Annotated in this window: 18 protein-coding genes; 14 read left to right on the top strand and 4 right to left on the bottom strand. The window is 73.8% G+C overall.

What is annotated here, in order from left to right; all coding sequences use genetic code 11:
• Positions 1-9 precede the first annotated feature (9 nt).
• Together LIX60_RS17130 and LIX60_RS17125 are read left to right on the top strand one after the other, a co-directional pair.
• The gene (locus LIX60_RS17130) at positions 10-297 is read left to right on the top strand and encodes a DUF1416 domain-containing protein (protein ID WP_043466490.1); all 288 of its coding nucleotides are present in this window, start codon (positions 10-12) and stop codon (positions 295-297) included.
• A 191-nt stretch (positions 298-488) separates the two neighbouring features.
• Positions 489-743 (top strand): DUF3099 domain-containing protein, encoded by a 255-nt coding sequence (locus LIX60_RS17125; protein WP_043466493.1) that lies wholly within the window; start codon positions 489-491, stop codon positions 741-743.
• A gap of 48 nt (positions 744-791) precedes the next feature.
• On the opposite strand, the gene LIX60_RS17120 is transcribed toward LIX60_RS17125, so the two are convergent.
• Positions 792-1,154 carry a DsrE family protein gene (locus tag LIX60_RS17120; RefSeq protein ID WP_019707090.1) on the bottom strand — a complete coding sequence of 121 codons (363 nt, stop codon included), beginning with the start codon at positions 1,152-1,154 and terminating at the stop codon, positions 792-794.
• Between the two features lie 388 nt (positions 1,155-1,542).
• On the opposite strand from LIX60_RS17120, the gene LIX60_RS17115 reads away from it, so the two are divergent.
• From LIX60_RS17115 to LIX60_RS17100, 5 genes are all read left to right on the top strand, one after another.
• A complete protein-coding gene (locus LIX60_RS17115; protein ID WP_227959198.1) occupies positions 1,543-2,034 on the top strand; it encodes a hypothetical protein in 492 nt (163 codons plus the stop codon).
• Positions 2,035-2,085: 51 nt separating this feature from the next.
• On the top strand, positions 2,086-2,211 hold the full coding sequence (locus tag LIX60_RS31485; RefSeq protein ID WP_265584878.1) for a hypothetical protein: 126 nt from the start codon (positions 2,086-2,088) through the stop codon (positions 2,209-2,211).
• 182 nt (positions 2,212-2,393) lie between these two features.
• Positions 2,394-3,116 carry a hypothetical protein gene (locus tag LIX60_RS17110; protein ID WP_227959197.1) on the top strand — a complete coding sequence of 241 codons (723 nt, stop codon included), beginning with the start codon at positions 2,394-2,396 and terminating at the stop codon, positions 3,114-3,116.
• Positions 3,113-4,192 (top strand): hypothetical protein, encoded by a 1,080-nt coding sequence (locus LIX60_RS17105; RefSeq protein ID WP_227959196.1) that lies wholly within the window; start codon positions 3,113-3,115, stop codon positions 4,190-4,192. The genes LIX60_RS17110 and LIX60_RS17105 overlap by 4 nt, the downstream gene beginning before the upstream one ends.
• Positions 4,193-4,507: 315 nt before the next feature.
• Positions 4,508-5,071, top strand: coding sequence for an FABP family protein (locus tag LIX60_RS17100; protein WP_019707093.1), 564 nt, complete (start codon positions 4,508-4,510; stop codon positions 5,069-5,071).
• A gap of 54 nt (positions 5,072-5,125) precedes the next feature.
• Here LIX60_RS17100 and LIX60_RS17095 read toward each other — a convergent pair whose 3' ends face one another.
• Positions 5,126-5,563, bottom strand: a complete 438-nt coding sequence (locus LIX60_RS17095; protein ID WP_227959195.1) for an ATP-binding protein — start codon at positions 5,561-5,563, stop codon at positions 5,126-5,128.
• 382 nt (positions 5,564-5,945) lie between these two features.
• Between LIX60_RS17095 and LIX60_RS17090 the strand changes: the two genes are divergently transcribed.
• From LIX60_RS17090 to LIX60_RS17080, 3 genes are all read left to right on the top strand, one after another.
• Positions 5,946-6,512: a Fur family transcriptional regulator gene (locus LIX60_RS17090; RefSeq protein ID WP_227959194.1), complete on the top strand. Its 567-nt coding sequence runs from the start codon at positions 5,946-5,948 to the stop codon at positions 6,510-6,512.
• Between the two features lie 9 nt (positions 6,513-6,521).
• On the top strand, positions 6,522-7,505 hold the full coding sequence (locus tag LIX60_RS17085; RefSeq protein WP_227959193.1) for a folate-binding protein YgfZ: 984 nt from the start codon (positions 6,522-6,524) through the stop codon (positions 7,503-7,505).
• 191 nt (positions 7,506-7,696) lie between these two features.
• Positions 7,697-9,874 (top strand): SpoIIE family protein phosphatase, encoded by a 2,178-nt coding sequence (locus tag LIX60_RS17080; protein WP_227959191.1) that lies wholly within the window; start codon positions 7,697-7,699, stop codon positions 9,872-9,874.
• 40 nt (positions 9,875-9,914) lie between these two features.
• Here LIX60_RS17080 and LIX60_RS17075 read toward each other — a convergent pair whose 3' ends face one another.
• A complete protein-coding gene (locus LIX60_RS17075; protein ID WP_227959189.1) occupies positions 9,915-10,421 on the bottom strand; it encodes a D-aminoacyl-tRNA deacylase in 507 nt (168 codons plus the stop codon).
• A 138-nt stretch (positions 10,422-10,559) separates the two neighbouring features.
• On the opposite strand from LIX60_RS17075, the gene LIX60_RS17070 reads away from it, so the two are divergent.
• Genes LIX60_RS17070 through LIX60_RS17060 form a run of 3 tightly spaced genes read left to right on the top strand, consistent with a single transcriptional unit; the run spans position 10,560 to position 13,802 of the window.
• Positions 10,560-11,261, top strand: a complete 702-nt coding sequence (locus LIX60_RS17070) for a hypothetical protein (RefSeq protein ID WP_227959188.1) — start codon at positions 10,560-10,562, stop codon at positions 11,259-11,261.
• A 48-nt stretch (positions 11,262-11,309) separates the two neighbouring features.
• Positions 11,310-12,515 carry an asparaginase gene (locus LIX60_RS17065; RefSeq protein WP_227959187.1) on the top strand — a complete coding sequence of 402 codons (1,206 nt, stop codon included), beginning with the start codon at positions 11,310-11,312 and terminating at the stop codon, positions 12,513-12,515.
• A 24-nt stretch (positions 12,516-12,539) separates the two neighbouring features.
• Positions 12,540-13,802, top strand: a complete 1,263-nt coding sequence (locus tag LIX60_RS17060; protein WP_227959186.1) for a GNAT family N-acetyltransferase — start codon at positions 12,540-12,542, stop codon at positions 13,800-13,802.
• 51 nt (positions 13,803-13,853) lie between these two features.
• Here LIX60_RS17060 and LIX60_RS17055 read toward each other — a convergent pair whose 3' ends face one another.
• On the bottom strand, positions 13,854-14,033 hold the full coding sequence (locus tag LIX60_RS17055) for a hypothetical protein (RefSeq protein WP_019707101.1): 180 nt from the start codon (positions 14,031-14,033) through the stop codon (positions 13,854-13,856).
• A 136-nt stretch (positions 14,034-14,169) separates the two neighbouring features.
• Between LIX60_RS17055 and LIX60_RS17050 the strand changes: the two genes are divergently transcribed.
• Entirely contained in the window at positions 14,170-15,150 is a 981-nt protein-coding gene (locus LIX60_RS17050) for a GntR family transcriptional regulator (RefSeq protein WP_227959185.1), read from the top strand.
• The last annotated feature ends 27 nt before the right edge of the window (positions 15,151-15,177 follow it).

Below are 15,177 nucleotides of genomic sequence, written 5' to 3'. Positions count from 1 at the left end.
GAACAGCACATGTGTGGAGCACAGCCCGGCGGCCCGGACACCTCGGCCGTCAAGCCCGGTGAGACGACGATCCAGGGCCAGGTGACCCGCGACGGCGAGCCGGTGACCGGCTACGTACGGCTCCTGGACAGCACCGGTGAGTTCACCGCCGAGGTCCCCACCTCGGCCACCGGACAGTTCCGCTTCTACGCGGCCGAGGGCACGTGGACGCTGCGCGCCCTCGTCCCCGGCGGCACCGCCGACCGCAAGGTCGTCGCCCAGAAGGGCGGCCTCGCCGAGGTCTCCATCGCCGTCTGACGGCGGTACGGGCCGGCACCGACCGGCACGGCATGACACGGCGCGGCTCACAGCAGGGCCGCCACGGAGGGCCGCTCCCCGCTCACCCCGGGGCGCGGCCCTCCGTGCCGTGTACCGCGAACACCCCCGCGCGCCCCGGGACTCCGCCCCGGACGGGAGCCGTACGGCCCTTCCGGTCGTACGCTGGAGAGATGTACGCGCGACGCCGGCGCAGCTATTTCATCCTCATGGGCGCGTGCCTGACCCTCTTCGTCACGGCCTGGGCCGTGGTGCGCCTGTGGTCGGTGGCGGCCGCGATCGCCATGTGCGTGGTCGCCGCGGCCATCCCGCCCGTCGCCGCGATCGTCGCCAACCGGCGCGGCCCCGAGGACCGCTGGTGGGACGAGTCCGGTGACCCGGAGTCGGACCGCTGGTGGCGGGAGCTGGACCGCCACGACCGCGGCTGACGCCCACGGCCCGGTGCGCGTCCGGGCTGTCTCCGGCCGTCTCCGCCGTCAGTAGACGAGCGCCTGCGTGTCGTCCGCCATGGCCTCGCTGACGAACACCTGTGCGCCCGCGATCCGCACGCCCTCCAGGGTGTCCTTCTCCTCGATGCCGCGGCGGACCGCGCACTGGGTGCACAGCGTGACCCGGCCGCCCGCGAGCAGCGCGTCGAGCAGGTCCGGCAGCGGAGCGGCGTGCGGCAGTTCGAACTCGGCCGCCTTCCCCGGCAGCGCGAACCAGGCCGACTCCCCGGTCAGCCAGAGGGAGACCTCCACCCCGCTGGCCACGGCGACCGCGGCCACCGTGAACGCCTGCGAGCACCGCTCGGGCGCGTCCGCCCCGGCCGTCACCTTGATCACGAGCTTCTTCGCCATGCGTTCACTCTAGGACCCCCTCTCGTACAACCATTCGGTGAGGTCGCGTGTCAGGGCCCGTACCAACCGACAGATCAAGAGGGGTGGATCCCCCGGACCGGGTCCGTGTGCGCTGTTCCACCCCGTAGGCGAGGGGCTCGTGCCACCCATTCCACCCACCGGACCACCCGTCGAACCGCCCGGGGCTCCCCCCACGGAACCGCCGGCCGCGCCGGCCACCGCGCCGCCGCCCGCACCACCGGAGCCGCCCGCCGGACCCGCGGCAGCGGCGGCTCACGACGGGACTCCCGCCGAGCCGCTGCCGGAGACCGCACCCGCCAGCCGGCCCCGGTCACCCCGGCCACGAGGCCGTACCGCGGCACTGATCGCCGGGGCGGCGGTGCTCGGCGTGCTCACCGGCGTCATCACCGGTTACACCGTCCAGTACGACCGGCCGCCCACCCCGCTCCCGCCACTCTCCCAGCCCGGTCCGGGCACACCGGAAGCAGCCGGCGACAAGGACGGCCCCGAGCCGCTGTCGGCCCGCGAGGACCGGATCGTGCGCACCGGCGGCGATCTGCGCAAGCTGCTGCTCAAGAAGCCGAAAGGCGCCCAGACCCCGCCGGGCGCCCCGGACGGGGACTGGATGACGCCGGCCCGCTACGCGGAGGGTTTCAACAATCCGGCGGGCATGTTCGAAGCGCTCGCCCACGACGGGTTGCGCCGCATCGCGGCCGTCAGCTGGGAGAAGGGCGACGGGGCCCTGGTCTCCATCCGGCTCATCCAGTTCCGGGATTCCCAGACTCCGTACTCCGTGGATTTCCTCTCGAGCCAGCAGTGGTACATGAGCGATGGCGGGTTCGCCGGCAACGACGGTGAACCGATCCCGGGGACGGCGTAGGGCCGCGCTTACGTCTACGACCGGCCGCACACCGAGGCCGGCTATCTGCCGGTGTACGCGGCACGGGCGCTCGCCCGGCGCGGTGACATCGTCATGGAGATCTCCGTCTACAGCCAGAAGGCCATCGGCCGCGGCACGATCATGTCCCTCGCCGAGCGGCAACTGGAGCACCTGTGAACGACCCCGTGACCCCACCCGGGCCCATGCCCCCCGCCGAACCGGCACCAGGGGCCCTCCCGCCGGCCGCCGCGGACCCTCCGCCGTCCGGCCCGCCGGGCCGCTCGCGCCGGCCGGGCCGCCGGGCCCTCACGACCGGCCTGGCCGTCCTTCTGTGCCTCGGCGCGGTCGGGGGCGGCACCGTGTACGCCGTCCAGAAGCTCGATGCCGCCGACCGGACGGCGCCCACCGTGGTGTGGGCCGGATCCGGGTCGGACGAGACGGACGGGACGGAGCAGAAGAGCGAGAAGACCGGGAAGGACGGGAAGGACGGGAAGGACGGGAAGGACGGGACCCGGGCCACCGCGCCCGGCGACGCCCGTGCCCTGGCCGGCCGGCTGCTGCCGATGCCGCGGGACCACGCCCCGGGACCGGACATCGGCGAGTTCGGCAACGACTACTCCCTCACCGGCGAGGACGCCCGCGCGGTGATCAGGGAGAGCGGGCGCGACCTCCCCGCGAAGCAGCGGCGCGAGCGGGAGCGGGTGCTGAAGAAGCTGCGTATCGAGGGTCTGGCCGGGCGCACGTACTACTCCGAGGAGCACGGCACCGTCACCGAGATCCAGATCATGCGGATGAAGAACCGCGCGGGCGCCCGCGAGCTGAACAAGTCGTATGCACAGATGTACGAACTGCTGGGCATCTTCCGCGACGGGCCGCGGGTCAAGGACCACAAGAACGCGACCTGCCTCCTGGCCCCCAAGCCCGAGAAGAACGGCCTGACCAGCATGAACTGCATGGCCCAGGTGGACGACCTCCTGGTGACCCTGATCGTCGGCGGAGCCGAGCCGCTCCCGGCGAAGGACATGGCCGGGTTGATGAAGGACCAGCTCGACCACATCACCGCCCCCGGGGAGTACGTGTGACCGAGACACAACGGACCGAGACCCGCGGGACCGGGGCGGACGAGACCGGAACCCCCCACTCCGAGGCCCCCCGGCAGCCGGAGGGCACCACCCCGCCCGGGACCCCGGAGACCGCACCCGCTCCCCGGCCCCAGCCCCAGCCGGTGCCGGATCCGCAGCCGCTTCCGGAAGCAGAAGCGGCGGACCCGAAGCCGGAGCCGAAGCCGGAGCCGGAGCCGGAGCCCGGCCCGGGCCCGCAGCGGGAAACCGGCTCCGCACCCGGTACCGCCCCGCAGTCAGCGGCCCCCACCGCCGCCGCCCCGGCTCCCCGCCCCGAGCGCCGCACCCTGCGCGCCGTTCTGCGGTGGACCGCCGCCACCCTCGTCTTCGCCGGTCTGGCGGGAGGCGTCGGCTACGGACTGTCGCAGGCCGAGCGCACCGACCTGCCCGGTCTGGGCACCGAACACGACGGCCGCTGGGACTACGGTCCGCTGGAGCCGCCCGTCCTGCCCGCCGGTGCCCCGGGCCCGTTCGACGAGGACAACCCCGCCGCGGTGCACCACGCGGACTCCCGGGATCTCCTCCTCCAGCCACCCGCCGGGGCGGAACCGGACCGGTTGCTGCCCGTCGAGGACGGCTGGCTGGCGATGAAGGACTTCCTCCGGCAGTACGACGAGGACTACCGCCGGGAGGTCCGCGAGCAGCTCACCGAGAACTCCTGCCGCCACATCGCCGCCCGCGGCTGGACCATGCCGGACGGCACCAGGACCCGGATCCACCTGCTGCGGTTCAATACGGAGGGCCTGGCCGACCACGCCTACAGCGAGGCGTTCGCGGCCACCGGTCTCCTGGCGAAGGCCGACCTGGTGGAGGCGCCGCAGTCGGCCCTCAACAGCGACTGGCCGGCCGGCGTCCGCGCCGAGAACGGCAGCCGGTACGTCTACGACGAGACCGAGCCCTACGGCAAGCGGCAGGTCCGGCACGCGTACATCACCGCGGGCGACACCATCGCCCTGGTGGTCCAGTCGAGCCCCGGGGAGACCCCGGAGGTGCCGTTCCAGCAGACGGTGGTCCTCCAGACCCGGCTGCTCGGCTGACCGGGCGAGCAGCCGGGCGGGCGAGCGGGAGCGGGGAACGGGCGCGTTCCCCCGGCCCGCCCGGCGGAGGCGCCCGGTCCCGGGGCGGTGGACCTCACACCGCCGCCCCGGACCGTGCCGACTAGACTCGGGAGAGGTCCGTCGTTCCCCCGTTCCGAGAGGCGCGCTCCCGTGCTTGAGGCATTCTTCACCGTACTGCTGGCCCTGGTCGTCGTCGGTGTGCTCGCGTTCGCCGGTCTGACCTGGAAGAAGCTGTACCAGGGTCAGCGCTGACCGACCTCTTTCGCACCCCACAGATCGCCAGGGCCTGAACTCATGATCGAAATCCCGTCCGACCTGCACCCCGACCTCGTCCCCCTCGCCTTCCTCCTCGGCGACTGGGAGGGCGCGGGCGTCCACGACTTCCCGGGCGCGGAGAAGTGCAACTTCGGCCAGGAGGTGACCTTCGCCCACGACGGCCGGGACTTCCTGGAGTACACCTCGCACACCTGGGAGCTCGACGCGGAGGGGAAGAAGGTCCGTCCGCTGGAGTCCGAGAAGGGCTTCTGGCGGATCGACAAGGAGCGCAAGGTCGAGGTCGTCATGGTCCGGCAGGACGGTGTCGTCGAGGTCTGGTACGGCGAACTGGCGGACCAGAAGCCGCAGATCGACCTGGCCACCGACGCCGTGGCCCGCACCGCCGCCTCCGGCCCGTACTCGGGCGGCAAGCGGCTCTACGGCTACGTCAAGAGCGATCTGATGTGGGTGGGCGAGAAGGCCACCCCGGAGGTCGAGCTGCGCCCGTACATGTCGGCGCATCTGAAGAAGGTCGTCGACCCGAGCACCTGGGCGAAGGACCTCGGGGACCTCCCGGACGACGGCATCGCCTTCTTCAAGTAGCCCGGCCGGCCGTCCGGCCCGGCCGCCCGGAGCGGGCGGGTGCCGCCCCCGGTGTCACGCCCGGGGAGCGGCGTCCGGGTCCAGGAGCAGGACCCAGACCTCCTTGCCGGTCGGTGTCCGCTCGGAGCCCCAGCGGTCGGCGGTGCGGCTGAGCAGGAACAGGCCGCGCCCGCGCTCCGCGTGCCAGTCCGGCTCGTCCTCCGCGACGGGCAGGGCGGGCGAGCGGTCGCTGACGGAGATCCGCACCCCCTCGGGCAGCGCCTGCAGCATCAGACCGCACTCGTGCGAGCTGACATGCCGGTGGACGTTGGCCAGCAGTTCGGTGACGCACATGGCGGCGGAGTCGACCAGGCCGTCGTAGCCCCAGAGCCGCAGCTGCGCCCCGACGGACCTGCGGGCCAGCGCGAAGCGCTGCGGCACCGCGACCAGCCTCGTCCGGTACGTCCGCAGCTCCGCGCCATCCGACACGTCCAGTGACGACGCCTGCCTCATGGGGCCCACCTCCCGGGCCGGGGAGACCCCCCGGCCAGACCTACAGCTCTACGGAACGGATGCGCTCAGTGACGGCTGAGCACGGCCGGTGGGGGAAGGTCGGCACAGACCGAAAGACAAAGCATCCGTAACCCTCCAGATGTTCGACTCCCGGGTCAACCCCCCGGGAAGGCACGGTTCCGGATGCCCCGGTGAACGGCCGGTACCGGACGTGCCGTACCGGGGCCGCGCGAGCACCGGGCCCGCCCGGTCCTCCGGTCCGTCCTCGGGTCCGTCCTCGGGTCCGTCCTCCGGTCCGTCCCGCGCTCCGTCCCCGCCCCGTTCCGCGCCCCCGTTCCGCTGTGCGCCGCCCCCGTCCCGGCCGGGCTCCTACACTGGCCGTGTGGTGACCACCGACTGGCAGAGCGATCTACGGAAGCGCGGCTACCGGCTGACCCCGCAGCGCCAGCTCGTACTGGAGGCCGTGGACAAGCTGGAGCACGCGACGCCGGACGAGATCCTCACCGAGGTGCGCCGCACCGCCGGGGGCGTCAACATCTCCACCGTCTACCGCACGCTGGAGCTCCTGGAGGAGCTGGGCCTGGTCAGCCACGCGCATCTGGGGCACGGTGCGCCGACGTACCACCTCGCCGACCGGCACCACCATCTGCACCTGGTCTGCCGGGACTGCTCGGAGGTGATCGAGGCCGACCTCTCCGTCGCGGACGCCTTCACGGCGCGGCTGCGGGAAACCTTCGGCTTCGAGACCGATATGAAGCACTTCGCCATCTTCGGCCGGTGCGCGGCCTGTTCGGCGGAGACGCCCGGCGCGGACGGGAACACGGACGGGGACACGGCCACCGGCACGGCCGGGCCCGCCGCCGTCACCGCCGGCCCGGACGCCCCCGGCGGGGCCACCGCGCGGGCCTCCCGCCCCCGCGGGACGGACGGTCCGGAGGCCGGGCCGTAGGCTGGTCCCATGGAGCAGCCACACCACCGAGCCAGCCCTCTGCTGTCGCTGCCCGGCGCCGTCGCCGCCGAGGCCCCCGACGAGGGGGTCGCCGCGCACTACGGCGATCCGTTCCGGGAGCAGCGCGCGCTCGCCGACGGCACCGGCTTCGTCGACCAGTCGCACCGCGGAGTCGTCACGGTCACCGGTGACGACCGGCTGAGCTGGCTGCATCTGCTGCTCACCCAGCACGTCAGCGAGCTGCCGCCGGGCCGGGCCACCGAGGCCCTGATCCTCTCCGCCCACGGCCACATCGAACACGCGCTCCACCTCGTGGACGACGGCGCGACCACCTGGGCCCATGTGGAGCCCGGTACCGAGGGCGCGCTGATCGCCTATCTGGAGAGCATGAAGTTCTTCTACCGGGTGGAGGTCGCCGACGCGACGGACGACTACGCGGTCGTCCACCTCCCGGCCGGCTCGATCGCCGAGACCCCCGAGGGCGTCGTCGTCCGGGAGACCCCGTACGGCCGCGACCTCTTCCTGCCGCGCGCCGGCCTGGAGGAGTTCGCCCGGTCCCACGGCCCGGCCGCGGGCACGCTCGCGCTGGAGGCGCTGCGCGTCGAGGCGCACCGGCCGCGCTTCGGGATGGAGACCGACCACCGCACCATCCCGCACGAGCTGGGCTGGCTGGACACGGCGGTGCACCTGCAGAAGGGCTGCTACCGCGGTCAGGAGACGGTGGCCCGGGTCCACAACCTGGGGCGCCCGCCGCGCCGGCTGGTCTTCCTGCACCTGGACGGCAGCGAGGTGAAGCTGCCGGGGCACGGCGCCCCGGTGCGGCTGGCGTCGGACGGCCCGGACGGGCGGCAGCTCGGTTTCGTCACCACCTCCGCCCGCCACCACGAGCTCGGGCCGATCGCGCTCGCCCTGATCAAGCGGAACGTCCCGGTGGACGCCACTCTTCTGGCCGACGGCACGGCCGCCGCCCAGGAGGTCGTGGTCGAGCCGTAGAACCGCCCGGGACGGGGCCGGTCCAGGGCCGGGTCCGGGGCCGGTCCGGGACCGGACGGCGCACCGGATCCGTGTGCGGCGTGAAAGCGCCCCGGATCAATGGGATATTTGCCGCATACGGCCGCAGACCGATAGCCGGGCGTCTCAGCGGAGGCAGGCCGAGCCGCCGGGCATGTCCTCCGGGGATGGCGATGACAGGTTCCGACAGCACGGTGCCCGCGGCCCCGGCCCTGTACCTCCTCGACAAGGCGCCGGTCGCGGTGGCCCTCTTCATGGGCCCGCGCCTGCTGCTCGCCTACACCAACGCCGAGTACAAGGAGCTCTACGGGGACCGGCCGCTGGGCGTACCGGCCCGGGAGGCGCTGCCCGATCTGGAGCAGGCGGTCGCCTTCGACTGGGCGGAACGGGTCCTGGAGACCGGCAAGGCCTTCCGCGTCACCTCGGACTCCCCGGTCCGGCTCAGGGACAAGTACGGCAAAGTACGGGACCGGTACTTCACCATCAGCATGTCCCGGGCCGCCCCGCGGGACGGCGGCGGTGGCCCGGAGGAGCAGGGCGTCCTCTTCGTCGCCCTGGAGATCACCGCGGAGGTCACCGCGCGGGAGCAGATCCGGACGCTCGCCGAGACCCGCCGCCGGGCCCTCCAGCGCTACGAGAGCCTGGTCACGGCCGGCACCCAGATGGTGTGGGTGGCCGATCCGGCGGGTCTGGTCACCGAGAGCAGTCCGGCCTGGCAGGAGGCCACCGGTCTGAGCGCGCCGGAGCTGCGCGGAAACGGCTGGCTGGACAGCGCCCACCGGGAGGACCGGCAGGAGCTGGCCGGGGCCTGGGAACGGGCGGTCGAGGAGGTCCCGCAGCTGTTCCGCCACACCTGCCGGCTGCGGCACGCGGACGGCTCGTACCGCCACTTCGAGCTGCGCGCGGTGCCGGTCCGGGAGAGCGGCCGGGTCGTGGAGTGGGTGGGCGCCTGCGCCGACATCGAGGACCGCTGGCAGGTGGACCGCCGGAAGGATCTGCTGGCCCGGGTCTCCTCGGCGGTCACCGAGTCCACCCGCGTGGAGGAGGCCCTGGCCTCGCTGGGGGAGGCGATCGTGCCCGAACTGGCCGACGGGTGCGGCCTCTACCTGTTCGCCGAGCCCACGGAGCCCCTCACCGACCAGTCGTTCCTCGTCAACCGGGTCGCCGTCTCCGTCCGCGACGGGCTGGTGACGGGGGAGATGGCCCCGGCACCACCGCGCCAGGAGCGGGTGGCCCGCGACTCGGCCTTCGACCTGGCGGTCCGCGAACGGCGGCCGGTCCACCGGCATCCGCGGCCCGGCGCCGCCGAGCCCGATGACGTACCACCCGGCACTCTCACCTGGGCGAACGCGGTGGGCGTCCACGACATCGTGATGGTCCCGATCACGGTCGGCGATGTCGTGGTGTCCGTCCTCACGGCCTACGTCTGCGGTGACCGGCCGCCGCTCGGCCCGACCGAGCTGACGCTGATCCGGGATCTGATCGACCAGTCGAAACCCTCACTCGGCCACATCCTCGAATACCGCCGGACCCAGCGGATCGCCCTGGCCCTGCAGCAGAGCCTGCTCACCGAACCGCCCCGGCTGGACGACCTGGAGATCATCGCCCGCTACGAGCCGAGCGCGATGGCCGACGAGGTCGGCGGCGACTGGTACGACTCGTTCGTCCTGCCCGACGGTGCCGTCACGCTGATCATCGGCGATGTCGCCGGCCACGACCTCGCGGCGGCCATCACCATGGGCAAGATGCGCAACATGCTGCGCGGCCTCGTCGTGGACCGGCAGGAGCCGCCGGGGGACATCCTGCGCCGGCTGGACCTCGGCACCCGGATCCTCAACCCGGAGGAGACGACGACCACGTGCGTGCTGGCCCGGGTCGAACACGCGCCCGGCGGGCGACGGCAACTGCACTACAGCGTCGCCGGGCATCCTCCGCCGCTCCTGGTCGGGCCCGAGGGCACCGCGCGCTTCCTCGACCAGGGCCAGGACGTGCTGCTCGGCGGGCTCGCCACCGACCTGGTGCGCAACAGCTCGGTCGAACCGCTGCCGCCGGGCTGCACCGTGTTCCTCTACACCGACGGCCTCATCGAACGCCCGGGGCAGGACATCGACGACGGACTGGCGTGGCTGCGCAGGAAGGCCGCCGGGCTCGCGACCGTGCCGCTGGCCGACTTCTGCCGGGAGCTGATCGAGGGGGTCGCGGAGCAGAGCAACGACGACATCGCCGTGGTGGCCGTGCGGGTGCCGGACGACGACGGCGCGGACCCCGGCGCGGACCCCGGCGCGATCTCGGATGCGGAGCCCGGCGGCGCGTCCGGGACGGCTCCCGCCGCGGGGCCCGGCGGCGGGTGACGACGGCGGCCGCCCGGCCGCGCTCGGACCCCGCCCGCGCTCAGACTTCGAGCAGCACCGTGAACGGCCCGTCGTTCGTGAGCGAGACCTTCATGTCCGCGCCGAACCGCCCGGTCTCCACCCGCGCGCCCAGCGACCGCAGTCGCGCCACCACCTCGTCCACCAGCGGCTCGGCGAGCTCCCCGGGTGCGGCCGCGTTCCAGGTGGGCCGGCGCCCCTTGCGCGCGTCACCGTAGAGAGTGAACTGGGAGATCACCATCAGCGGGGCACCGAGGTCGGAACAGGACTTCTCCGACCCGGGACCCGGCGCGCCGCTCTCCCCGTCCCCGCCCGCTCCCCCGCCGCCGTCCCCGTCCCCTTCGCCGTCGCCGTCGCCGTCGAAGAGACGTACGGTCCACAGCTTCCGCGCCAGCCGCTCCGCCTTCTCCTTCGTGTCGTCGTGCGTGACCCCGACCAGCACGCACAGACCGCGCCCCCGGATCTCGCCGACCGTCTCGCCGTCCACGACGACGCTCGCACCGCTCACTCTCTGTACCACCGCACGCATACGGACCATCATGCACTGCGGCCAACCGGGTTCGATCGGGTGCGCTGGCCATGCACGTGCAGCACTCACAGTGGCACGATGCAGACACACGGTACGTCTCCCGCCGATACGGGGCCGTACCGAACGGAGGGGACACAGATGAGCACAACCAGCGCCGGCCAGACACCCGGGCACGGACCGGCCGGCCCGCCGGATCCCGGCGCCCGCCCCGCGGCCGCCACCGCAGCCGCCACCGCAGCACCTCGCTTCGATCCGTCTCGTACCGAGGATGGGCCCATGCTCCACCAGGCCGACGCCCTTCAGCCGCGCCCGCCGCTCCAGCGCACGGCCTCGCCCCCGGGGTCCGCGCTGCACGAACTCGGCCTGCTGACCCTGCCCGAGCTGCGCTCGCTGCGGCAGCGGGCCCGGCGCGAGGAGGCCGACCTCAGCTATGTGCGCCGGCTGCTCCAGGGCCGCATCGACATCCTCCGCGCCGAGCTGGCCCGCCGCGCGACACCCGACTCGGGGGACGCGAACCGGCTCGACCTGCGGCGGCTGTCGCGGATCCTGGCGGACGAGCCGTCGCCGGTCCGCTCCTCGGCCCGCCATGTGACGCTCAGCACCCCGCACTGCGAGGAGTACCGGCGGCTCGCGGAGGACATGCTGTCCGAGATCGGCCTCTCCGACCTCCACGCCCGTACGGACACCGAACTGCGCTCCGGCATCGGCCGGTTGCTGCGCTGCGAGCAGCAGGTGTCGGTCCGGCGGCGGGTGACGCAGCGGACGGCCGACGACTGCAGCGCCGAAATCGCCCGCCGCTACCGGGAGGGCGAGGCGCAGGTGGACGATCTGCTCGCCTGAGCGGCCGCCGCGGGGCGGACCCCCGCGTTCCCCCCGGGAGACCGCCGCATGACCCGTACGGACCCGACCTCCGGCCCCGCGGACGCCGGGCGCCCCGGCCCGCCGCTCCGGTCGCCCGCGGCCGGTGCGACGGCGGCCCCCGCCTCCCCCGGGGCGGCCCCCGGCGCGGCCGGGCGTCCGGCCGGACGGCCCGCGCCCCGGCGCCCCGCGGCCGGGCGGCCGGAGCCCGCGCCGGCGTCCCGCACTCCGTCCGCCGCGGCCCCCGCCGCCGCTCCGGGCGCCCCGCCCCGTGCCGCCGCCGAGCCCGGGCCGCCCGCCCCGCCGGTGCTCGCGGAGGTGGTCCGGTCCGGCTTCACGGAGAGCCGTCACCGCGGCTCCCTGGTGCTGCTGGCGGCCGACGGCAGCGAACTGCTGGCGCTCGGCGAGGTGACCGCGCCCGTCTATCCCCGCTCCGCCGCCAAGCCGATGCAGGCGGCGGCGATGCTCCGCGCGGGCGCCCGGCTCTCCGGGGAGCGGCTGGCTCTGGCCGCGGGCAGCCACTCCGGCGAGCCGTTCCACCTCGAACTGGTGGCCGCCGTGCTCGCGGACGCCGGACTGTCCGAGGCCGATCTGTGCACCCCGCCCGCGCTGCCGCTCGACCCGGCCGAGGCCGAGACGCTGCTGGCCTCCGGCGGCCGCCCGAGCCGGATGGCGATGGACTGCTCCGGGAAGCACGCCGGGATGCTCACCGCCTGCGTCACCGCGGGCTGGCCCACGGACGGCTATCTCTCCCCCGACCACCCGCTGCAGCGGCTCGTCCGCGACGCGATCGAGAGCGCCACCGGCGAGCGCGTGGCGCACACCGGTACGGACGGCTGCGGTGCCCCGCTGATGGCCGTCTCGCTCACCGGCCTGGCCCGCGCCTACCGCCGTTACGCCCTCGCCGGGCCGGGCTCGCCGGAGCGGCTGGTGGCGGACGCGATGCGCGCCCACCCCGAGTACGTGGCGGGCACCCGCCGGCACGACACCTGGCTGATGCGGGAGGTGCCGGGCGCCCTGGCCAAGGTGGGCGCCGAGGCGGTGCAGGCCGTGGCGCTGCCCGACGGCCGCGCGCTGGCCCTCAAGGTGGAGGACGGCGGCGGACGGGCCGTCGGCCCGGTGCTGCGGCGCGCCCTGCGGCTGCTCGGCGTGGACGGCTCGCTTCCGGAGCGGCTGGGTGACGCCCCGGTGCTGGGCGGCGGGCTCCGGGTGGGAGAAATTCGCGCGAGCTTCTGAGGGCGCGGCGGCTAGCGTGACCGCATGAGCCCAGAGGTCCGTACGATCACCGAAGCCGAACTCCCGGACTGGATCCGCACCCTGCACACCGGATTCCTCCGGCCGCCGGAGACGTCCGAGCAGGAGATCGAGGGCCGCCGGTGCTCCTGGGACATGAGCCGGGTGCGCGGCGCCTTCGACGGCGGACGCTGCGTGGGCACCCTCCGCAGCTTCGCGCAGGAGCTGACGGTGCCCGGCGGCGCCACGGTGGCCGCCGACGCGATCAGCAACGCCACCGTCGCCGCCACGCACCGGCGGCGCGGGCTGCTCAGCCGGATGATCGCCGGGGATCTGGCGGAGGCCCGGGAGCGCGGCGACGTCGTCGCCACGCTGATCGCCGCCGAGTACCCGATCTACGGCCGCTACGGCTTCGGCCCCGCCACCTGGACGACCGAGTGGCGGATCGACGTCCCCCGGGCCGGTCTGGACCCGCGGTGGTCCGGCCCGGAGTGCGGCGGCCGGATCGACTTCACGGACGGCGCCGGCATACGGAAGCTGGGCCCGGAGCTGCACGAGCGGCTCCGGTCCCGCCGGCCCGGCTTCGTCAGCCGCGGCGAGCACGTCTGGCGCCTGGCCACGGGTGATCTGCACTATCCGTCCCTCGGCCCGTGGACCGAGCCGTTCCACGCCGTGTACCGCTCCCCGCGGGGTGAGGTGGAGGGGCTGCTCACGTACACGGCGACCGACGTGTGGGAGGCCAAGCAGCCGCAGGACAGGGCGACGGTCCGGGAACTGCTCGCCCTCACCCCCGCCGCCGAGCGGGCCCTGTGGCACTTCCTGTGCTCGGTGGACTGGGTGATGAGCGTCGACTCCGGACTCCGCGCGCCCGACGACCTGCTGCCCCTGCTCCTGCCCGACCCGCGCGCCGCCCGCGTCACCACGCACGCGGACCTGCTGTGGATCCGGCTGCTGGACATCCCGCGCGCCCTGGGGGCCCGCACCTACGCGGACTCGGGCACGCTCGTCCTGGACGTGCGCGACGAGACGGGGCCGGCGGCGGAGACGGGACGAACCGGCGGGCGTTTCCGGCTGGACGCCACCCCGGACGGCGCGTCCTGCGCCCGGACCACGGCGGAGCCGGACCTGGTCCTCTCCGTGGCGGACCTCGCCACGCTGTACCTCGGCGACGAGTCGGCGGTGCGGCTGACGGCCCTGGGCCGGGCGGAGGAGACGCGGGAGGGCGCCGCGGCCCTGGCGGACCGCCTGCTGCGCACCTCCCGCAGGCCCTGGTGCCCGGACATCTTCTAGACCGCCCGGCGGGGCGGGGTGCCCCGGACGCTCACCGGGTGAACCGGTCGCTCACCGGGTGAGCAGCAGGGCCAGCATCACGGCCCCGACGCAGCTGCAGGTGACGTTGCGGGCCTTGACCCCGATGGACAGCAGCAGCATGCCGACCACCCCGACCGCGCCGAAGCGCGACTCGACGAGCTGCTCGAAACAGACCACGACGACAGCGACGAATAACGCGAACGCAGGCATGAGAGCCTCCCCCGTTGGATGACGCAGACCTTCGCGCCCCCTCCCCGCACCGCGCACGGTACGGGCTATGGCGCTGGATACATGACCAACTCCGCCTTACCTCGTTGTAGTTGCAAAGTTGGCAACCAATTCAAAGATGTTGTCCCCAAGTTGGAACATCAATAAAACTACTTACCACCAACTCCCGCACATCGACACCAAGTTGTACGGTGGCCTCGTGAAACCCGAGAGCCCGGCGACGGCGGCCAAGAAGCGGTCCCATCTGCAGATCGCCGACGAGCTGCGCCAGCAGATCCACTCGGGCGCCCTGGCCCCCGGGGAGCGGATGCCGACCCAGGCCGAGCTCGCGGACCGCTTCGACGTCCCCCGCGGCACGATCCGGCAGGCGCTGCGCATCCTCCAGGACGAGGCGCTGCTCACCGACACAGGCAAGGGCAGCCCCGCCAGGGTCGCGGACCCCCGTTCCGCCCGCGACGTGCCCGAAGGGCTCGAACGGGGCGTCGTCGCCCTCGCGCCCCGCGTGGCCGCCGCCTTCACCGCCCCCCGGGTCCGTATCGACGCCCTCTGCCTCACCGCCGAGACCCTCACCCTGGCCGTCGCCGAGTCCATCCACCTCGTCCACGCGGGCACCGCGCGGCCGGAGCGGATCGAGCTGCGCCTGCTGATGCCCGGCCGCAACATCAACCTCGCCTTCCCCACCGCCACGGAGGGCACGGACGACGACCGGGTGCACCAGCGCTGGCTGCGGCAGCGCAACGCCCAGGGGATGGCTCTCACCACGTTCCTCGGCTCGCTCCGCAAGCCGCCCTACTCCGTGGACGTCTCCGTGCGCTTCCGGGCGCTCCCCTTCACCCCGTCGGTGAAGCTCTATCTGCTCAACGGCGAGGAGGCGCTGTTCGGCTACTACCTCGTCAGGCGGCGCGAGGCGGAGATCGAGAACGAGTCCGTGGAGCTGATCGACACCCTGGGGATGCAGTCGATGCTCTTCCCCTTCCTCACCGGGGCCGAGAACCGCCGGAACCGGGTCTTCGTGGAGCAGTCGCAGCTCTGGTTCGACTCCCTCTGGGAGACGGTCTCCTCGGAGCTGGAGCTCGGCGCCGGTTTCTCGGACATCTGAGACGAGCCCATGACGCGGATGCCGTTC

This window comes from Streptomyces sp. S07_1.15, assembly GCF_020739505.1.
Taxonomy (GTDB): Bacteria; Actinomycetota; Actinomycetes; order Streptomycetales; family Streptomycetaceae; genus Streptomyces; species Streptomyces xinghaiensis.
This window is presented reverse-complemented; position numbering and strand designations above follow the sequence as displayed.